The 19,453-nt window shown below is 35.8% G+C and carries 19 protein-coding genes, 1 other RNA gene and 1 pseudogene; 12 read left to right on the top strand and 9 right to left on the bottom strand.

The features are described 5' to 3' along the window. Window positions 1–6: 6 nt before the first annotated feature. The 3 genes from DI487_RS00510 to panB are packed head-to-tail and all read right to left on the bottom strand — an operon-like array spanning window position 7 to window position 2,349. On the bottom strand, window positions 7–777 hold the full coding sequence (locus tag DI487_RS00510) for a hypothetical protein (protein ID WP_109567912.1): 771 nt from the start codon (window positions 775–777) through the stop codon (window positions 7–9). A 14-nt stretch (window positions 778–791) separates the two neighbouring features. After that, window positions 792–1,484 (bottom strand): RluA family pseudouridine synthase, encoded by a 693-nt coding sequence (locus DI487_RS00505; protein WP_109570554.1) that lies wholly within the window; start codon window positions 1,482–1,484, stop codon window positions 792–794. Window positions 1,485–1,530: 46 nt separating this feature from the next. Then, on the bottom strand, window positions 1,531–2,349 hold the full coding sequence (gene panB / locus DI487_RS00500; RefSeq protein ID WP_109570553.1) for a 3-methyl-2-oxobutanoate hydroxymethyltransferase: 819 nt from the start codon (window positions 2,347–2,349) through the stop codon (window positions 1,531–1,533). Window positions 2,350–2,448: 99 nt separating this feature from the next. Here panB and DI487_RS00495 point away from each other — a divergent pair, with 99 nt between their 5' ends. Continuing rightward, window positions 2,449–2,886, top strand: coding sequence for a YybH family protein (locus DI487_RS00495; RefSeq protein ID WP_109570552.1), 438 nt, complete (start codon window positions 2,449–2,451; stop codon window positions 2,884–2,886). Here DI487_RS00495 and DI487_RS00490 read toward each other — a convergent pair. The 3 genes from DI487_RS00490 to DI487_RS00480 form a co-directional block, all read right to left on the bottom strand. After that, window positions 2,883–3,257, bottom strand: a complete 375-nt coding sequence (locus DI487_RS00490; RefSeq protein ID WP_262498000.1) for a ribosomal maturation YjgA family protein — start codon at window positions 3,255–3,257, stop codon at window positions 2,883–2,885. The two genes, DI487_RS00495 and DI487_RS00490, sit on opposite strands and share 4 nt — an antisense overlap. Then, the gene (locus DI487_RS00485; RefSeq protein WP_109567911.1) at window positions 3,257–4,672 is read right to left on the bottom strand and encodes an L-serine ammonia-lyase; all 1,416 of its coding nucleotides are present in this window, start codon (window positions 4,670–4,672) and stop codon (window positions 3,257–3,259) included. The genes DI487_RS00490 and DI487_RS00485 overlap by 1 nt, the downstream gene beginning before the upstream one ends. A gap of 86 nt (window positions 4,673–4,758) precedes the next feature. After that, window positions 4,759–6,039 carry a DEAD/DEAH box helicase gene (locus tag DI487_RS00480; RefSeq protein WP_109567910.1) on the bottom strand — a complete coding sequence of 427 codons (1,281 nt, stop codon included), beginning with the start codon at window positions 6,037–6,039 and terminating at the stop codon, window positions 4,759–4,761. Between the two features lie 230 nt (window positions 6,040–6,269). Here DI487_RS00480 and dnaK point away from each other — a divergent pair, with 230 nt between their 5' ends. The 5 genes from dnaK to DI487_RS00455 all read left to right on the top strand — a co-directional run bounded on the left by dnaK (window position 6,270) and on the right by DI487_RS00455 (window position 11,009). Continuing rightward, window positions 6,270–8,165: a molecular chaperone DnaK gene (gene dnaK / locus DI487_RS00475; protein ID WP_109567909.1), complete on the top strand. Its 1,896-nt coding sequence runs from the start codon at window positions 6,270–6,272 to the stop codon at window positions 8,163–8,165. A 107-nt stretch (window positions 8,166–8,272) separates the two neighbouring features. Then, a complete protein-coding gene (locus DI487_RS00470; protein ID WP_109567908.1) occupies window positions 8,273–8,989 on the top strand; it encodes a hypothetical protein in 717 nt (238 codons plus the stop codon). A gap of 92 nt (window positions 8,990–9,081) precedes the next feature. Then, the gene (locus DI487_RS00465) at window positions 9,082–9,348 is read left to right on the top strand and encodes a T9SS type A sorting domain-containing protein (RefSeq protein ID WP_170108150.1); all 267 of its coding nucleotides are present in this window, start codon (window positions 9,082–9,084) and stop codon (window positions 9,346–9,348) included. Window positions 9,349–9,538: 190 nt separating this feature from the next. After that, window positions 9,539–10,489, top strand: a complete 951-nt coding sequence (locus DI487_RS00460; protein WP_109567906.1) for an NAD(P)H-dependent flavin oxidoreductase — start codon at window positions 9,539–9,541, stop codon at window positions 10,487–10,489. A gap of 1 nt (window position 10,490) precedes the next feature. Then, window positions 10,491–11,009: a DUF4442 domain-containing protein gene (locus DI487_RS00455; RefSeq protein ID WP_245896467.1), complete on the top strand. Its 519-nt coding sequence runs from the start codon at window positions 10,491–10,493 to the stop codon at window positions 11,007–11,009. A 26-nt stretch (window positions 11,010–11,035) separates the two neighbouring features. Here the strand turns inward: DI487_RS00455 and DI487_RS00450 are convergent, their stop codons facing one another. Next, complete coding sequence (locus DI487_RS00450) at window positions 11,036–12,109, bottom strand: glutaminyl-peptide cyclotransferase (RefSeq protein ID WP_109567905.1); 1,074 nt, start codon at window positions 12,107–12,109, stop codon at window positions 11,036–11,038. Window positions 12,110–12,197: 88 nt separating this feature from the next. On the opposite strand from DI487_RS00450, the gene ffs reads away from it, so the two are divergent. The 4 genes from ffs to DI487_RS00430 all read left to right on the top strand — a co-directional run bounded on the left by ffs (window position 12,198) and on the right by DI487_RS00430 (window position 15,840). Then, an RNA gene (gene ffs / locus DI487_RS00445) (signal recognition particle sRNA small type) lies at window positions 12,198–12,296 on the top strand. A 107-nt stretch (window positions 12,297–12,403) separates the two neighbouring features. Then, window positions 12,404–13,693, top strand: a complete 1,290-nt coding sequence (gene kynU, locus DI487_RS00440) for a kynureninase (RefSeq protein ID WP_109567904.1) — start codon at window positions 12,404–12,406, stop codon at window positions 13,691–13,693. Between the two features lie 107 nt (window positions 13,694–13,800). Continuing rightward, window positions 13,801–14,397: an NUMOD4 domain-containing protein gene (locus DI487_RS00435; protein WP_109567903.1), complete on the top strand. Its 597-nt coding sequence runs from the start codon at window positions 13,801–13,803 to the stop codon at window positions 14,395–14,397. Window positions 14,398–14,496: 99 nt separating this feature from the next. Next, entirely contained in the window at window positions 14,497–15,840 is a 1,344-nt protein-coding gene (locus tag DI487_RS00430) for an FAD-dependent oxidoreductase (protein ID WP_109567902.1), read from the top strand. A gap of 24 nt (window positions 15,841–15,864) precedes the next feature. Here the strand turns inward: DI487_RS00430 and DI487_RS00425 are convergent, their stop codons facing one another. Both DI487_RS00425 and DI487_RS00420 read right to left on the bottom strand, forming a co-directional pair. Continuing rightward, complete coding sequence (locus tag DI487_RS00425; protein ID WP_109567901.1) at window positions 15,865–16,224, bottom strand: cupin domain-containing protein; 360 nt, start codon at window positions 16,222–16,224, stop codon at window positions 15,865–15,867. Window positions 16,225–16,242: 18 nt separating this feature from the next. Continuing rightward, window positions 16,243–17,768: pseudogene (locus tag DI487_RS00420) on the bottom strand (helicase HerA-like domain-containing protein). A gap of 131 nt (window positions 17,769–17,899) precedes the next feature. On the opposite strand from DI487_RS00420, the gene DI487_RS00415 reads away from it, so the two are divergent. Both DI487_RS00415 and fsa read left to right on the top strand, forming a co-directional pair. After that, the gene (locus DI487_RS00415; RefSeq protein WP_109567900.1) at window positions 17,900–18,703 is read left to right on the top strand and encodes an SDR family oxidoreductase; all 804 of its coding nucleotides are present in this window, start codon (window positions 17,900–17,902) and stop codon (window positions 18,701–18,703) included. Window positions 18,704–18,748: 45 nt separating this feature from the next. Further along, on the top strand, window positions 18,749–19,405 hold the full coding sequence (gene fsa / locus DI487_RS00410; protein ID WP_109567899.1) for a fructose-6-phosphate aldolase: 657 nt from the start codon (window positions 18,749–18,751) through the stop codon (window positions 19,403–19,405). Window positions 19,406–19,453 lie beyond the last annotated feature (48 nt).

Below are 19,453 nucleotides of genomic sequence, written 5' to 3'. Positions count from 1 at the left end.
TATAGTTTATTCTGTTCCGATTTCTTCAATCTCTGATTTCTCTTCAAAACCTATTGCCTGCTCGTAAATACTGTAATATGTACTGTATAAAAAAGGAATTGTAAAAATGATCCCTATACAAAAAGCGATAAAGCCTAGCATTGAAAAGAAAAAGGCAACCAATAATGCTACAAAAATATAAAGAGGTTGCTTGCCGAATAGTGTAATACTTTTAGAAAGTGCTTCAGAGTAACTGATGTCATCATAAATAATTAAAGGTATGGTAAAAATGGTAACCATAGAGATCAGTCCTTGTGTGATGAAGCTTAAAAAATTTAATCCTACAAAAGCCAGCATCACATTTGTTATGGACATGGTAAAACCGATGATTGCATAAGCAGTCATAAGAGGTATTACATATTTTCCTTTGTAAAATTCAAAATAGGTGCTTAAACTGAATTCACGGTTTCTTTTGGCTAAATAATTGACATGAATGAATCCGGCTGTTACCGGAGCCATAATAGCGCTTGCAATAGTAGAAAAAACACCTGTACTAATGAGATAAGTAGGTTTTCTGGACATAATGCTAATTTGACTTATTAGTTCTGAAAAGTTGCCTAATCCGTAGAAAGCAGCGATTAGTCCTAAATAGAGTATAATGAAAACGATGCTTAAAAGTATTAATGCAAGCCCGCTGATTAAAAAAGTTTTTTTATAAACAGCAAAACCTTCTTCGATTACGACTCCTAAATCAAGAGAGTACCCATACATTAATTTGTCTTCAATTTTTTTTTTCATTTTGGTCAGAATTATTAAGAAATAGTATTCCAGATTACATCATCGGGAGTGGGTGCTGTAAATGTAATAATTTCTTTTGTAACAGGATGTTGCAGGTTTAATTTTCGGGCATGTAAATGAATTCCTCCGTCAGGATTGCTACGGTCAAATCCGTATTTCAAGTCTCCTTTGATCGGACATCCTATAGCTGCCAACTGGCAACGGATCTGATGATGTCGACCGGTATGTAAATCAATTTCTAAAGCATAATAATTGTTTAGTTTTTGAAAAACAGAGTAGGAGAGACTAGCTTTTTTACTGTCTTTGACTTCTTTCAGATGTGCTTTAGAAGTATTGTTTTTCGGGTTTCGGGTTAGAAAATGAATTAAAGTATCTTTTTCTTTCGGAGGTTGTTTTTTTACTATTGCCCAATAGGTCTTTTGAGTTTCCCTATTTTTAAAGGTTTCGTTTAATCGGGATAAAGCTTTAGATGTTCTGGCAAATACAACAATCCCGGAAGTAGGTCGGTCTAAACGATGAATTACACCTAAAAAGACTTCGCCGGGTTTGTTGTATTTCTCTTTTATATATTCTTTTACGACATCCGATAACGGTTTGTCTCCTGTTTTATCGCCCTGAACAATATCGCCTACACGTTTGTTGACTACAATAATATGATTGTCTTCGTGTAGTACTTGCAGATTATCCTTGGTAGAGAGAATTTTCATTTCTGAATCGGTCAAATGATCGAATTAATAAAACAATGAATACGAATTAGTATTGCTCATTTTCATTAGGAAAATCTACACTCTTTACATCATCTACATATTGACTGATGGCTGTGCTCATCTCTTCGTATAAATTCATATAGCGACGTAAAAACCTTGGGTTGAACTCATGTGTCATTCCTAACATATCATGAACAACTAAAACCTGACCGTCAACACCGTTTCCGGCACCAATGCCAATAACCGGAATGCTGATGCTTTCAGCAACTTTTTTTGCTAATTTGGCAGGGATTTTTTCCAAGACAACGGCAAAACAACCTAATTTCTCAAGAGTTTTAGCATCTTCAATTAGTTTTTCTGCTTCTTCTTCCTCTTTGGCTCTAACGGTATAAGTTCCGAATTTATAAATAGACTGAGGAGTTAGTCCTAAGTGTCCCATAACCGGAATACCTGCTTGAAGGATTCTTTTAATGGATTCTTTGATCTCTTTACCTCCTTCTAATTTTACGGCATGCCCGCCACTTTCTTTCATTACACGTATTGCTGAGCGTAAAGCTTCTTTAGGGTCTGATTGGTAAGTACCAAAAGGCAGATCAACCACCACCAGCGCACGTTCTGCTGCTCTTACTACAGAGGAAGCGTGATATATCATTTGATCCAGAGTGATCGGAAGAGTTGTTTCGTGTCCGGCCATTACATTACTGGCTGAGTCACCGACTAAAATAACATCGATACCTGCAGCATCAACAATTTTAGCCATAGTATAATCATAAGCAGTTAACATGGAGATTTTTTCTCCGTGTTGTTTCATTTCCACTAATGATTTTGTTGTAATTCTTTTATAATCTTTTTTTGCAACTGACATTTTTTGGTTTTTTAATTGTGTAAAAGTAGTAAAATCATTTTTTTTACTTTGAATTGTAACAATTTTTCTTTTCTCCAACTAATGAGTAAAAAGGATAATATGAATAAAGTCAGATGTTTAATAGGTTTCTTGTTTTTTAATCTGGTGGCAATAGCCCAAAATGAGCCTAAAGAGGTTGTTGAGGATTTTTTTAAAGCCTTTCATGCTCAGGATACGACAGGCTTACAGCAAGTGTGTCATGACAATATTAGTATGCAGACTGTAACAAATGCAGTAGAAGGAACTCGCCTAAAAGTAGAAACAGCTGAAGAGTTCTACAAGTCGATAGCAAACATACCGGATACGGTTTCATTTTTAGAAAAGATTATCGATTATAAAGTTAAAACAGATGGTAATATGGCTCACGTTTGGACGCCTTACGAATTCTATGTCAATAATCAGTTAAGCCATGTCGGAGTTAATTCTTTTACCATGATAAAGGAACCGGATGGCACGTGGAAAATCGTTCACATCATTGATACCAGAAGAAAGAATTAATTTTTATTCCTAAGGTAGTGATCCGAAAAGAGAGCAAAAAAGGTTCCGAATAAATAACACATCAAATCAGTCCAAAGAAAACCTTGTCCCAGTATGTAATGGCCTAAGGTTGTTTTTCGGATAACGATTAGCCATTCCCATTGAATTAATTGAAATGTTTCAATGGAGAAACAGAATAACAGACTCAGTATGAACGTGATTTTTGGTTTCAAAAAGAATATTGCTCTAAAACCAAAATAAATCATTACGGCATATAAGATATCGCCTGTATAAAGCGGAACAAAACTGATCTTACGGGATAGAATACCTAAAAAAATGACCAGTAAGGTTAGTACGGAATAAAAAAGCCGGTTTTTCTTTATGGTTCCCACTAACAATCGGTTAGGTTAACACCAACGGCTAATCCGCCTTCACTGGTTTCTTTGTATTTAGAGTTCATGTCTTTGGCAGTTTCCCACATGGTGTTCACGACTTTGTCTAACGGAACTTTAGCATTCTTAGCATCGGTTTCCAAAGCGAGTTCGGCTGCATTGATCGCTTTAATGGCTCCCATAGTGTTTCGCTCAATACATGGTACCTGAACTAATCCTCCGATCGGATCACAAGTTAATCCTAAGTGATGTTCCATGGCAATTTCAGCGGCCACTAAAACCTGCTCAGGAGTTCCGCCCATTACTTCACAAAGTGCTCCGGCAGCCATAGCGCTTGAAACTCCGATTTCAGCTTGACAACCTCCCATAGCAGCAGAAATGGTAGCTCCTTTTTTAAAGATAGAACCGATCTCTCCGGCTACAAGCAAGAATTGTTTGATTTGCTCTTCATTTGCTTCGTGATTTTCAATGACCATATAGTACATTAAAACAGCGGGAATAACACCTGCACTTCCGTTGGTAGGAGCGGTAACAACACGTCCTAAAGAAGCATTAACCTCGTTAACGGCTAAGGCAAAGCAACTTACCCATTTCAGGATTTGTCTGAACTTTACTTCCGTTTGACGAATAATCTGTAACCAAGAATACGGGTTATCATAAGGTAAAACTCCGATTAAATTTTTGTGCATATCGTAAGCTCTTCGCCTTACGTTTAACCCTCCGGGTAAAATACCTTCAGTATGACAACCAATGTACATACATTCCAGCATTGTATCCCAAATTCGAAGCAGTTCACTATGAATAAATGCTTCATTTCTCATAGACTTTTCATTAGCATAAACCACTTCAGATATTTTCATGTTTTCTTGCTGGCAGTAAGCCAAAAGTTCACTGGCTTTATCTATAGGAAATGGAAAAGCACATTTTATTTCTTCATTTCTGTTATTTTCATCTTCGGTTACCACAAATCCACCGCCTATGGAATAGTAGGTTTCACTATATTCTTCATTTTCAAAATAGGCTGTAAAGGTTAAACCGTTAGCATGAAAAGGTAAAAAGTTACGGTTAAATATAATATCTGTTTCCGGATTAAACGGGATGATAATTTCGTTAGCTAAGAAAATTTCATGCTTATTTTTAATCGCTGAAATAATGACATCTATACTCTCAACAGGAATATATTCCGGATCAGCGCCACTTAAACCGAGCATTATTGACAGGTCAGTAGCATGCCCTTTTCCGGTTAAAGAAAGTGAGCCGTATAGATCAACCTGAACTCTGTTGATAAAATCAATGTTCTTTTTTTGACGTAATTCTTGTAGAAAACGTTCGGCAGCTCTCCAGGGACCGAGAGTATGAGAACTAGACGGACCAATACCGATCTTAAGCATATCAAAAACAGAAATACACTCCATATCTTATTCAAAAAATAGTTTCTGTAGCAAAGATAATCAAATGCAAATCATATAAAATAGAGTATTATTTTTTAACAAATAAATAATTAATACCAGCGTTTTTTGTTTTTCTTTGAATTATCTGATTTTCTGGAATTTGATTTCTTGGATTTGTTTTTATTGGCTTGAGATTTATTGTTGTTTCTGAAATCCTTTTTGGGAGGAGCAGAAGTGTTTGTGTCTGAACTTTCTTTCCATGGGAAAGGATGATCAGTTATTTCTTTTATTTTGGCTTGCGTCAGTTTTACAATATCCTGCCAGTAGGTTTTCTCATCTTTACCACAAAAAGAAATGGATCTACCTTCATTTTCTGCCCTTCCTGTTCTTCCGATTCTATGGATATAGGTTTCCGGAATATTTGGCAGATCATAATTGATTACAATAGGCAATTGTTCAATATCCAGACCTCGAGCGGCAATGTCTGTCGCTATTAAAAAGTTAACTTCTTTGTTTTTAAATCGTTCTAAAGCTTTGATACGAGCCGATTGCGATTTGTCACCGTGTATGGCTACTGCAGAAATGTTTTGTTTTTCTAAGGATTTAACAACATTGTCAGCTCCGTGTTTCGTTCGAACAAAAACAATAGCTTGTTCAATAGCATCTTCCTTTATAATATGTGCCAGTAACTTTTTCTTGTCTTCTTTTTCAACAAAATAAATAGATTGCTTGATGTTTTTTGAAGTACTAGAAACCGGGTCTACAATAATATATTTGGGATTCTTTAAAAGAGAATCGGCTAGCACACGAATTTCAAATGGCATGGTAGCTGAAAACAAAAGTGTTTGCCTGTTTTCGGGTGATAGCTTAACGATTTTCTTCACATCATTAATAAAACCCATATCCAGCATCAGGTCGGCTTCATCAATCACCAGATGGTGCATTTGATCCAGACTGATGAATTCTTGTTTGTACAGGTCTAAAAAGCGTCCCGGAGTTGTAATAACAATATCTACTCCTTCTTTTAAAGCTTGAACCTGCGGGTTTTGATTAACACCGCCATATAATACTAAAGTACGGGTATTCATGTACTTTCCATATTCATCGAAATTAGCCTGAATTTGCATAGCCAATTCCCGGGTAGGTGTAACGACCACAGTACGGATGAATTTTCTTTTTTTAGCAGAACCTACAATAGGATGTAGTATCTCTAAAATAGGAATAGCAAAAGCAGCCGTTTTACCGGTACCGGTTTGTGCGCATCCTACAATGTCGTTTCCGTTTAATATTTCCGGAATGGCCTGTTGCTGGATCAGTGTCGGAGCAGTATACCCTTTGTCTTTAATAGCTTCAAGTAAACTTCTGTGTAGGTTTAAATCTGAAAATTGCATCTTAAGTGTTTTCTTAAGGCAAAGATAATGATATATTCAGAATGACATTCAATAGAAAAGAATTGTCAGCAAAAATGTCATGTTGTCATATAAAAAATGGTATTTCTGACAAAATGAGAACCAAAACATAACATTTTTGTATTGGCACAAAACTTGACTAATAGAAAGCGTGTTTATCACTGTTCACTCGTAGAGGAACAATCAAATTGAACTAAAAAGGAGAATATATTATGAGTAAAATTATTGGTATCGATTTAGGTACAACCAACTCTTGTGTGGCAGTTATGGAAGGTGGAGAACCAGTAGTAATTGCTAATGCAGAGGGGAAAAGAACAACGCCTTCAGTAATCGCTTTTGTTGAAGGAGGAGAAATTAAAGTAGGGGATCCGGCTAAACGTCAGGCGGTAACAAACCCGACTAAGACCATTGCTTCTATTAAGCGTTTTATGGGGAACAAATTTACCGAAAGCCAAAAAGAAGCAGGAAATGTAGCGTATAAAGTGGTAAAAGGAGATAACGATACGCCAAGAGTTGATATTGACGGTCGTTTGTATACACCACAAGAATTATCGGCTATGATTCTTCAAAAAATGAAAAAAACAGCCGAAGATTATTTAGGTACAACTGTAGATAAAGCAGTTATTACCGTTCCGGCTTATTTTAATGATGCACAACGTCAGGCTACTAAAGAAGCAGGTCAGATTGCAGGTTTAGAAGTGATGCGTATCATTAATGAACCGACAGCTGCTGCCTTAGCGTATGGTTTGGATAAAGCAGGAAAAGATCAAAAAATTGCAGTATATGACTTAGGTGGGGGTACATTTGATATTTCTATCCTTGAATTAGGAGACGGAGTTTTTGAAGTATTGTCAACTAACGGGGATACTCACTTAGGAGGGGATGACTTTGACCAAGTAATCATCGATTGGCTGGCAAATGAATTCAACGCTGCCGAAGGAGTTGATTTACGTAAAGATCCAATGGCTTTACAACGTTTAAAAGAAGCTGCTGAAAAAGCTAAAATCGAATTGTCGTCTTCTGCTCAAACAGAGATCAATTTGCCTTATGTTACTGCAACAGCTTCAGGACCTAAACACTTGGTGCAAACTTTAACACGTTCTAAATTTGAGCAATTGGCTCACGATTTGGTAAAACGTTCTATGTTGCCATGTGAAAAAGCATTAAAAGATGCAGGATTGTCAAAATCTGATATTGATGAGGTAATCTTAGTTGGTGGTTCTACACGTATCCCTGTGATTCAGGAAGAAGTAGAGAAATTCTTCGGTAAAAAACCATCAAAAGGAGTTAATCCGGATGAGGTTGTAGCCATTGGTGCAGCTATTCAAGGTGGTGTATTAACAGGAGATGTAAAAGATGTATTATTGTTAGATGTTACTCCGCTTTCATTAGGTATTGAAACTATGGGAGGAGTAATGACTAAATTGATCGAAGCCAATACAACTATCCCGACAAAAAAATCGCAAGTGTTCTCTACAGCGGCAGATAATCAGCCATCGGTAGAAATCCACGTGTTGCAAGGGGAAAGACCTATGGCAACAGATAATAAAACAATCGGACGTTTCCATTTAGACGGAATTCCGCCTGCACCAAGAGGAGTACCTCAAATTGAAGTAACTTTTGATATTGATGCTAATGGTATCATTAAAGTTTCTGCAACAGATAAAGGAACAGGTAAATCTCACGATATTCGTATCGAAGCTTCTTCCGGATTGACTCAGGAAGAGATCGAAAAAATGAAAAAAGAAGCAGAGATGAATGCCGAAGCAGATAAAGCAGCTATGGAAAAAGTAGCAAAATTAAATGAAGCTGATAGCATGATTTTCCAAACAGAGAAACAATTGAGTGACTTTGGTGATAAATTATCAGAAGGAAATAAAACAGCTATTAATGCCGCTTTAGAAGATTTGAAAAAAGCTTACGAGACTAAAGATGTAGATACTATTCAACCTGCTTTAGATAAGATCAACGAGGCTTGGAAAAATGCTTCTGAAGAAATGTACAAAGCTCAGGCTGAACAAGGCGGAGCTCAGGAAGCACAACCACAAGGAGGTGATACTGATTCAGGAGATCAAACGCAAGATGTTGATTTTGAAGAGGTGAAATAGTTTACATAAAAATAGATTGAATAAAAAGCTGTCATTTTTGACGGCTTTTTGTTTTTTTACGCAACCTTTTCTTAATTTTATTATCTTATTTAATAAAAAAACGTCTTATGAAAAAAATTACATTAAGTTTCCTTATGGTTTTTAGTTTCGCGTATTCATTTTCACAAATTGTCAGTTGTTTTAATGCAACACCTATTTGTGGTAATAATGTTGTGATTTCAAATTCAACCAACATTGCTTCTCCCGGAGCGGTTTCTTGTTTAAGTACAACACCGAATCCAACTTGGTTTATTTTTAAAACAGGTACAGCCGGAGATTATGAATTTCAATTGAGTCAAGGGGATAATGCACCTACGTACAATAATCAAGATCTCGATTATGCTTTGTGGGAACCCTTCACCGATTTACCTGATTGTTCCGTTGAATTGTATGATTATCCTACAGGTAATACAGCTATCAATAATAATTTAATTTCATGTAGTTATTCGGCATCGCCAACCGAAAATTTCAGCTTAAGTAATGCCCAAGCGGGTAAGTTTTATGTTGTTTTGTCAACAAATTATTCTAATATGGCTGGAAGTATTCTTTTGCAACAGACAAATTTAGGGACAACAGGGGCAGGTACTTTAATATGTGATTATGTGATTGTAAATCTTCAACCGGAGAATTCTACTTTCACAACTAATGGAAATGTAAGTTTTTCTGTAGCTTCAACAAACGCCTTAACTTATAAATGGGAGATGAGTACAGATTTAACAGATTGGACAATCTTAAATGACGGGGAACAATTCCTCAAATTTCAGGATCAGACACAAATACGTTAAGCTTAAATAATATTCCTTCAAGTTTTTCAGGTAATTATTTTAGAGTATTGATTTCTAATACTAATGATAATATTTATTCAAAAGTAGCCCAGTTGTCCCAGACACTTTCAAACAGTAATTTTTCATTAGATTTTGCAGATGCTTTTTATGATAGAAACGGAAGTATTATTATTGAGAAAAATGCAACTGCTGGAGATATTAAATTTCGTTTGATAGATATAAACGGAAGAGTTTTAAAAAGTTCTCAATTCTCTAATGATAAATTTATTGTATCAGTTGGAAGTTTAGATAATGGAGTTTATTTTTTAGAATTAAAATCTGAAGACAAAAGTGGAATTAAAAAGCTTTTAATTGATTAAAAGAGTTTTTTAATAAGTGAAGAATAATAAAAAATCCAACTAATAAGTTGGATTTTTTATTATCCAAGCTTTTCTAAGCAACGAAATCAATATTTTAAGAAGACTTCTTTATATTTTTTAAAGCTTCTGAAACGTTAATTAATATGCGTGCATACTATTTTTTTATATATTTGGGTAAAATAAATAAAAAATGAGCAAACAATCACTAACCGATATTTTAAACATTAAACATCCGGTCTTAATGGCACCTATGTTTTTGGTATCCAATACTAAAATGGTCATTGAAGGGATGAAATGTGGCATTGCAGGTTGTATACCGGCATTAAATTACAGGACTTTGGAGGAGCTTAAAACAGCAATTCAAGAGTTGAAAGCCGCAAAAACAGAAGGAGGAAGTTTTGGCTTTAACCTAATTGTCAATAAATCAAATGTAAAGTATAAAGAACAACTCCGAATGCTATGTGATGAAAAAGTTGATTTCATTGTTACGTCATTAGGAAGTCCAGAAGAAACGATCAGAGAAGCACATAAAGCTGGGGTGAAAGTGTTTTGCGATGTAACGGACTTGGCTTATGCCAAAAAAGTAGAAAGCTTAGGAGCAGACGCTATTATTGCGGTAAATAATCAAGCCGGAGGACATCGCGGAAATATTGATCCGGAGGCATTGATTAAGTTACTGAATGATAATACAGCGATCCCGGTTATTTCAGCAGGAGGAGTGTCTACGAAAGCGGATCTTGATAAAATGCTAAGTTACGGAGCAGTAGGCGTTTCTGTTGGAAGTCCGTTTATTGCTTCTGAAGAATCAGGAGTATCTCAGGAATATAAACAAGCTTGTGTGGATTACGGAGCCGGAGATATTGTGATGACTGAAAGGATATCAGGAACACCTTGTACCGTGATCAATACACCTTATGTTCAAAAAGTAGGAACAAAACAGCCTTGGATCGAGCGTATATTGAACAAGAATAAAAAGCTAAAAAAATGGGTGAAGATGTTCCGTTTTTATATCGGAATGAAAGCAACCGAAAAAGCAGCTAAAGAAGTAACCTATAAAACCGTTTGGGTAGCGGGACCAAGTATTGAAGAAACAAGAGCGATACTTCCGGTACAGCAAATTGTTCAAAAGCTCATTCAGTAAAATGTACGATTCAATTTTTGGCGTATTAAAGAAATACGTTAAACTGGCTACTCTGTTTCGGGTAATGTTTAACGTATCTCCTATGTACAGAAGAAGTTGCGGAAAGTTATATTTTGTATCGGAAGATCTGCATTTGGTAAAAATCAGAATTCCGTTAACCTATCGCAATAAGAATTATGTTGGATCTATGTTTGGTGGCAGCTTGTTTTCGGCAACAGATCCAATTTATATGATCCAACTCATGCAGATTTTAGGGAAAGATTATGTGGTTTGGGATAAAGCCACTCAAATACGCTTCAGAAAACCTGCTTATTCAAATGCTTTTGTGGATTTTGAATTTTCCATTGACGAAATTAATGAGATAAAGAGACAGGTTCAGGAAAATAAAGAGATAGATTTTGTAAAAAAACTGAACATAACTGACGGTAAAGAGACTGTTTTTACGGAGTTAGAAAAAACATTATATATCAGTTCAAAAGAGCATTACAGACAGAAAAGAGCAAAGGTTAGTTCTAAATAAAAAAAGCGGTTTTTAAACCGCTTTTTTTATTCTTCAATCAATAGTTCAAAGGTTTTATCCCAATTTTTTCCGGTGACAAAAATAGTTTTTGTTTTCGGGTTATAAGCAATACCATTTAAAACATCAATGTCGGGATGCTGGGTAACTTTATTACGAAGGTCTCCTAAATTTAAAATAGCTTCTACTTCACCATCAGTATTGATAACGCCAATAGCATCTTTTCCGTAAATATTAGCCCAAATTTTGCCGTCAATCCATTCCAGTTCATTCAAAGATTCAATTTTTGCATGTTGGGTATAAACATTAATATAATCTACTTCTTGCATGGTTTCCGGATCTAAAACATAAATTTTCTCAGAACCGTCACTCATGTACAATTTTTTCCCGTCATTAGTCAATCCCCAGCCTTCAATATCCTTAAAGTATTTAAAAGTCTTTATTTTTTTAAAAGTGTCGGCATCGTATACATATCCTTCTTTATTAAGCCAGGTAAGTTGGTATACTTTATTGTTCAAAACGGTAATTCCTTCACCGAAATATTGATCTTCTAATGTTATTTTTTTAAATACTTCACCGGTTCTGTAGTCGGTTTTACGCAAACTGGAAACATCCCTTGTTCCTGTTCCGGATCCTCTTCCGTTACCGGTTCCTTCAAATAAAGTATCGCGGTAAAATTCAAAACCTTGTGTATAAGCTTTAATATCGTGAGGATAAGTATTTACAATTTTATAGTTTAATAATTTAGGCTGAATGCTCGATGCCAATGTAATTTTAGTCTCTTCATCAACAGTCGTACCTTCAGTATAAACTGTGGCTTTAATTGTATGACTCCCTAATTTGGTTTCTCTTAAAGCAAAAGGGAAAAGGGAATTTCCGGTAGCGGATCCTATTTTTGTATCTCCCAGGAAATATTGAATCGAGTCTACAGGTAGATTTTTAGCGTTTTTAACCTGTAAATTGATGCTTTCATTAAGGCTGTAAACCTGTTTTAAGTGGGAAGTATCTATAGAAAAATTATTTTTTAGCTCATTTTTGTCTTTTTCGCAACTCAGAACTGCAACACTTAATGCAGTGAAAGCGAATAGCTTAAAGTGTATCATGATTGTAATTTTTTGTCATGACAATATACAACGAAATTTTAAAGAAACAATCGCCTTGTAAAAATACAAAAAGATTGTATATTTGCACCGGCAAGTCCTACACGACCAGCTCCTGCAGAATCCCCCAGGGTGGGAACGCAGCAAGGGTATGCGGTTGTAGCGGTGCGATGTAGGTCGCTTGCCGTTTTTTAGAGCTCCTTAAGGGAGTTTTTCTTTTTTATATCCCTCTCTTTTTTACTTATTCCAATATGTTTACCTTTGTGGGCAAACAACAAAACTAACCTATAGATTAAGATGGACTTTATAAACTCAAGAGAATTTGCAAAGCAATTAGATTCTCAGGACGAATTGAATCAATACCGTGACGAATTTATTTTTCCTAAAGTAAATGGAAAAGAAGTTATTTACTTTACGGGAAACTCATTAGGCTTGCAGCCTAAAAGTGCTAAGATTTATGTAGATGAAGTAATGGACGATTGGGCAAATTTAGCCGTAGAAGGACATTTTTATTCAGAAAAGCCTTGGTGGGATTATCATGAACGTTTTTGCCAGCCGTTAAGTGAAATTGTAGGGGCTAAACCAACAGAAGTAGGGGTAATGAATACCTTAACGGTAAACTTGCATTTGCTAATGGTTTCATTTTATCAGCCTACAGCTAAGAAATATAAGATCATTTGTGAGGAAAAAGCATTTCCGAGCGATCAGTATATGTTTCAGAGCCAAGTGCATTTTCATGCGAAATCAGTCGGTTTTAACCCTGAAGAAGCTATTGTAGAAGTTAAGAAAAGAGAAGGGGAGAACACGCTGCGTTTGGACGATATTCTTCAGAAAATAGAAGAGGTCGGAGACGAATTAGCTTTAGTACTTTTCGGAGGGGTCAATTATTATACCGGGCAAGTATTAGATATGAAAGCAATTACTGAAGCCGGACAAAAACAAGGTGCGTATGTAGGTTGGGATTTAGCTCATGCTGCAGGAAATATAGCCCTTAAATTACACGAATGGAATGTCGATTTTGCTGCCTGGTGTAGTTATAAGTACATGAATTCAGGTCCGGGAAATGTGTCAGGTTACTTTGTTCATGAAAAGCATCATAATGATAATGATCTTCCAAGATTCGCCGGCTGGTATGGACACAATAAAGAACGCCGCTTTTTAATGGAACCGAAGTTTGACCCGGTTCACGGAGCAAATGGTTGGCAGATTAGTAATTTGCCTATTTTGTCAATGGCACCGTATTTAGCATCTGTAGAGATGTTTGCAAAAGTAGGGATGGAAAAATTGATCAAAAAGAGAAACCTTCTGACAGCCTATCTGGAATTTATTCTTAGCGAGATAGATGCGGAAGTGGAAGGGACAACATTCGAGATTCTTACACCTGAAAATCAGACTGAAAGAGGTTGCCAACTTTCAGTCTACTTACACGGACAAGGAAGAGAATTGTTTAATTATTTAATGGAGAATGGAGTAATAACCGATTGGCGAGAACCGAATGTTATCCGATTGGCTCCGGTACCTTTTTATTCTTCTTTCGAGGATATGTACGATTTCGGACAGATTTTAAGAAAAGGGATTCTGAAATAAAATAAAGTCGGAAAAATATTTAGAAAAATAATTTAAAAAGAGATAATAAAAGTAAAAAATTCGTACATTAGCTAATACAATTTGCTATTAACCAAACATATAAATGTATGAATCACTTTATTGTAGAAGAGTGGAAAGAATTTGTACCCGATTTTGAACTTAAAAAACGTTACTTAGTATCAAATTTAGGTAGAATCAAAAGTTGCGATAAAGATCTTGGAAATTGCTTGCTATTAAAAGGTTCTTTAACCGATGGCTATAATTTTTTGAATTTTTCAAGAAGTATAGATGGTAAGAAAAAATACATTCATTATTCCTATCATTTTTTGGTCGCTTCATTGTTTATTGAAAAAAAGAAGGAAGATCATACTCATGTTATTCATTTAGATTATGACAGACAGAATAATCATGTCAATAATTTGAAGTGGGTTACGTATGAAGAAATGTTAGAACATGGACAGAGAAGCCCTTATGTAAAGGAAGCTAAAAGAAAGCTCATTGAGTTCAATAAAAAAAGAGACGGACAAAAGCTGACAGTCAATGATGTTATACGCCTGAAAAAGAAATTATTGGATCCCAACAGAAAAACCAGACACAAGATCTTAGCGAAACAATTCGGCATTACAGAGATGCAGGTCTACCGGATCAAGTCAGGAGAGAATTGGGGACATATACAAGTAGATATAAAAGGAGCTGAGAATTAAGCTCCTTTTTTTATACGGTAAAAAAAGAGACTTATAAAGCTTGTTTCTCAATAATATCTGTAACTTTGTTCATTATACATTTTTAAGTCTTTTTCTTAAATGAAAGAACAAAAAAAGATAGCGGTAGTCGGTGCCGGATTAGTAGGTACTTTATTAGCTATATATTTAAAAAGAGCCGGGCATACCGTTCACGTTTTCGACAGAAGTAAAGATATAAGAACTGTTGAATTTTCAGGTCGTTCTATTAACTTAGTCATGTCAGATAGAGGTTGGAAAGCCTTAGAAAAGTTAGGACTGGATACTGAAATTAAAAAAATAGGGATTCCGGTTTATAAAAGAGCCATCCATTTGGAAGATTCGTCTCTTAATTTTCAAAATTACGGTAAAGAAGATCAGGCAATTTTTTCGCTTTCCAGAGGTATTTTAAATAGAAAGATGGTTGATTTGGCAGAAGCTGAAGGTGTTCAGTTTTTCTTTGAAAGCAAAATCTGGGATATTACTCTCTCTACAGCAACACTTCATGAAGGACTTACAGAAAGAGGAGAATGGCACGATTTGGATTATGATATTGTATTCGGAGCTGATGGCGCTTTTTCAAGAATCCGTCACCGTATGCAACGACAAAGCATGTTCAACTATTCACAGGAGTTTCTGAAATTGGGCTATAAAGAGCTTCATATTCCGGCAAATCCGGACGGTAGTCATAAAATAGATCCGAACTCTCTGCATATTTGGCCCAGAGGTGAGTTTATGTTGATGGCATTAGCCAATACAAACGGAAGCTTTACCTGTACGTTATTTATGCCTCATGAAGGAGAAAACTCATTCGAACAATTAAAAGATAAAGCCACTTTAGAAGCATTTTTTGCCAAGTATTTCCCGGATACTAAAGAAGTGATCCCGAACTTGGTTGAAGATTTCTTTAGAAACCCTACCAGTTATCTGGTAACAATGAAATGTTATCCTTGGACTTATAAGGATAAAGTAGCTTTGATAGGCGATGCTTGCCATGCTATTGTTCCTTTTTACGGACATGGAATGAATGCCGGATTTGAGGATATAACCATTTTGGCAGAAATGATGGAAAAATATGGTAACGATTGGGAAACTGTTTTTGAACAATACCAGTTGTCAAGAAAACCAAATGCCGATGCCATTGCGGAACTTTCATATAGAAATTTCATGGAAATGAGTTCCAAAACGGCGGATGATAAATTTCATTTGCAGAAAAAAATTGAAAAATGGTTCTCTGAAAAACATCCGGATAAGTGGGTTCCGTTGTACAGTAGAGTCACGTTTAGTCACCAGCCTTATGCTGAGGCATTGGCCGAAGGAGAAAAACAAAATGCAATAATGCAGGAAATCCTGTCTATTGATAAAATTGAAGAGATTTGGGAAACTGAACCCATTGAACATCGAATATTAGACTTATTAGCAAAATAAAAAAGCGGTTTTTAAACCGCTTTTTTATTCTTCTCTGTGAACACTTTCCATATTGAAGGCCGGTAGGCAAATGGCTAAATATTCGCAAGGTTCGTCAAACGGATTGGAATATTGGATTCGGGTGTTCTTTTCTATTTTAATGGACTGACCCGTTTCCAGAACTACAATTTCTTCTTCAATTATAAATTGTTTTTTCCCTTTGATAATATAAGTGTATTCATCAAATTCAGGTGTTTGAAAAGGCTCGCTCCAACCCGGTGGTGCAATCATGTGAGCAATTGAGATGTTCTTATTATCAGTGGTTAGTCCATGATGCTCTTCAATGAGCTTTCCGTCAGTGGTGGGAACTACAAAAGGTGATTTTTGAATGAAATACTTTTTCATAACTTACTTTTTCATAACTTACTTTTTCATCATTTTCATTAAAATACCCATAGCACCTCGTATAAAGGTTGCACTGGTCAATACTTTTACGATCGGATTTTGAGCCGTACTTTTTCTTGCAGAAGAACTTGAGCGCTTCGATTCTTTGGCTTCTTGCTTCTTCTCTTCTTCTTTAGCTGCAATTTCTTGTGCTTGTTCGATCTTTTTGGTTAAAATTTCATAAGCACTTTCACGGTCAATTTCGTCGTTATATTTTTTTACCAATTTAGACTTAGCAATACAATTTGCAATTTCAGCATCTGTCAGAATATCCATTCTGCTCATTGGAGCCCGCATCATTGTAGCGGCTAAAGGAGTCGGAATCCCTTTTTCGTTCAATGCAGTAATGAAAGCTTCTCCGATTCCCAGAGAAGTCAATACTTCATCCGTTTTATAATATTCTGAAATAGGGTAATTTTCGGCAGTCATTTTAATAGCTTTTCTGTCATTAGCTGTAAAAGCTCGTAAAGCGTGCTGAATTTTTAAACCTAACTGTGCTAAAACATCACTAGGAACATCCATAGGATTTTGCGTAATAAAGTATACGCCAATGCCTTTAGAACGGATTAATTTGACGATGGTTTCAATTTGGTCTAAAAGTGCTTTACTAGCCTGATCGAAGATCAAGTGAGCCTCATCAATGAAGATAACCAATTCAGGTTGACCGCTATCACCTTGCTCCGGCATTGTATTGTAAATTTCAGCTAATAAACTCAGCATGAATGTGGAGAAAAGCTTTGGTCTGTCCTGAATATCGGTTAGACGAATGATGTTTACATAACCATTTCCGTTTTCATCAATTCGCATTAAATCGTCAATTTCAAATGATTTTTCACCAAAAAAGAGATCGGCACCTTGTTGCTCCAGTTCAATTGTTTTTCTTAAAATAGCCCCAGTCGAAGCTGCAGAAATTCTGCCATAGTCAGCCGTAAACTCATCTTTACCTTCGTCAGTAGCGTATTGTAACACTTTTTTAAAATCTTTTAAATCTAAAAGCGGAATATTATTATCATCACAATATTTAAAAATGACAGAAACCACACCCGATTGGGTATCGTTTAGATCTAAGATTCGGGAGAATAGAACCGGTCCGAATTCAGAAACGGTTGCTCTTAAACGAACACCGTCTTGTTTAGAAATGGTCATTAGTTCAACCGGAAAACCTTTGGTTTCATAAGGCAAGGTAATTTTAGCATGACGTTCCGTAATAAATGGCTTTTCTTCGCCCGGCATTGCAATTCCTGAAAAATCTCCTTTGATATCCATCATTAATACCGGAATACCTTTTGCTGACAATTGTTCTGATAGAACCTGAATGGTTTTGGTTTTACCGGTTCCTGTAGCTCCGGCTATCAGCCCGTGTCGGTTTAAAGTTTTTAAAGGAATGTTGATAGGAGCATGTCCGATAGCTTCTCCATCTAAAATGGCTCCCCCAAGGTTATAAAATCACCTTTGCAGGTATATCCGTTTCCTATATGTTCTCTAAAAGTTTCAGTTCTGTCCATTTTCTAACTTTTTTCCAAATTTATAAAATTGGATGGTAAAAATTGAGGAATAAAGGAACTACGTTCTTAAAAATTGTGTTATTTTTTTTATTGTTTGAACTTGTGTACTTTCGCAAAACAAATTTTTAATTATGAGTAAAGTTGTTTTCATAACAGGAGGTTCATCCGGAATTGGTAAAGCTGTTGGTGTTTTTCTTAAAAATAAAGGATTTACAGTATACGGAACCAGTAGAAATCCGGAACGTTTTCCTGATGCGGAAATTAACCTGATCGCTTTAGATGTGAGAGATAAAGGAAGTATCGCAAAAGCCATTGAGGAAGTAGTGAATCAGGAAGGAAAGATAGATGTGTTGATTAATAATGCCGGAGTAGGTATTACAGGGCCATTAGAGGAGATTCCTGCTGAAGAGATTAAAAATAATTTTGAAACCAATTTATTCGGTCCCATAGAAGTTATGAAAGCTGTTTTGCCATATATGCGTGACAAAAAATCAGGTTTGATTATTAATGTAACTTCGATAGCCGGTTATATGGGTTTGCCTTTCAGAGGAGTGTATTCGGCTTCAAAAGGAGCTTTAGAATTGGTAACAGAAGCAATGCGTATGGAGGTAAAGCCTTTTGGTGTTCAGATAACCAATGTGGCGCCCGGTGATTTTTCAACCAATATTGCTGCCGGACGCTATCATGCGCCTTTAGTAAAAGGATCGGCCTACGAAGTAACTTACGGAAGTACTTTGGAAATGATGAACGAACATGTAGATGCCGGAAGTAATCCGATGGAAATGGCAGAGGCTATTTATACGATCATACAAAATCCTAACCCGAAGATTCATTATAAAGTAGGCGCGTTTATGCAAAAATTCTCTATTGTATTAAAACGTATTCTTCCGGATAAAGTATATGAAAAATTATTGATGAATCATTATAAATTGTAATTTTGCGCTCGTAATAACACAACTTAAATTAATACAAAACGAACTATGAAATTTTTTATTGACACGGCTAATTTAGAGCAAATTAAAGAAGCTCAGGAATTAGGAGTTTTAGATGGGGTAACTACAAACCCATCATTAATGGCTAAAGAAGGTATTACAGGAAAAAACAATATCTTGAAACATTATGTGGATATCTGTACTATTGTAGAGGGTGACGTAAGTGCGGAAGTGATCGCTACTGATTTTGAAGGAATGATCAAAGAAGGTGAGGAGTTAGCAGAATTACATGAGCAAATTGTAGTTAAAATCCCTATGACTAAAGACGGAATTAAAGCGTGTAAATATTTTTCTGATAAAGGAATCAGAACCAATGTTACGTTGGTATTTTCTGCCGGTCAGGCTTTGTTAGCTGCTAAAGCGGGAGCTACTTATGTTTCTCCGTTCTTAGGTAGGTTAGATGATATTTCAACTGACGGGTTAAACCTGATCGAAGAGATCCGTGAGATCTATGATAATTATGGATTCGGAACAGAAATCTTAGCAGCGTCAGTTCGTCATACGATGCATATTGTTAACTGTGCTAAAATAGGAGCTGATGTAATGACAGGACCTTTGTCTTCAATTTTAGGATTGTTAAAACATCCGTTAACAGATATCGGTTTGGCTCAGTTCTTAGCTGATTATGCAAAAGGGAATAAATAAAACAAAAATTTAAGATAAAAAAAGCGGCATCCTGAGATGTCGCTTTTT

It is taken from the genome of Flavobacterium sediminis (assembly GCF_003148385.1).
In the GTDB taxonomy this organism is placed as follows: Bacteria; Bacteroidota; Bacteroidia; order Flavobacteriales; family Flavobacteriaceae; genus Flavobacterium; species Flavobacterium sediminis.
Note: the sequence above shows the minus strand (reverse complement) of the source record. Positions and strands in the feature narration are given on the sequence as shown.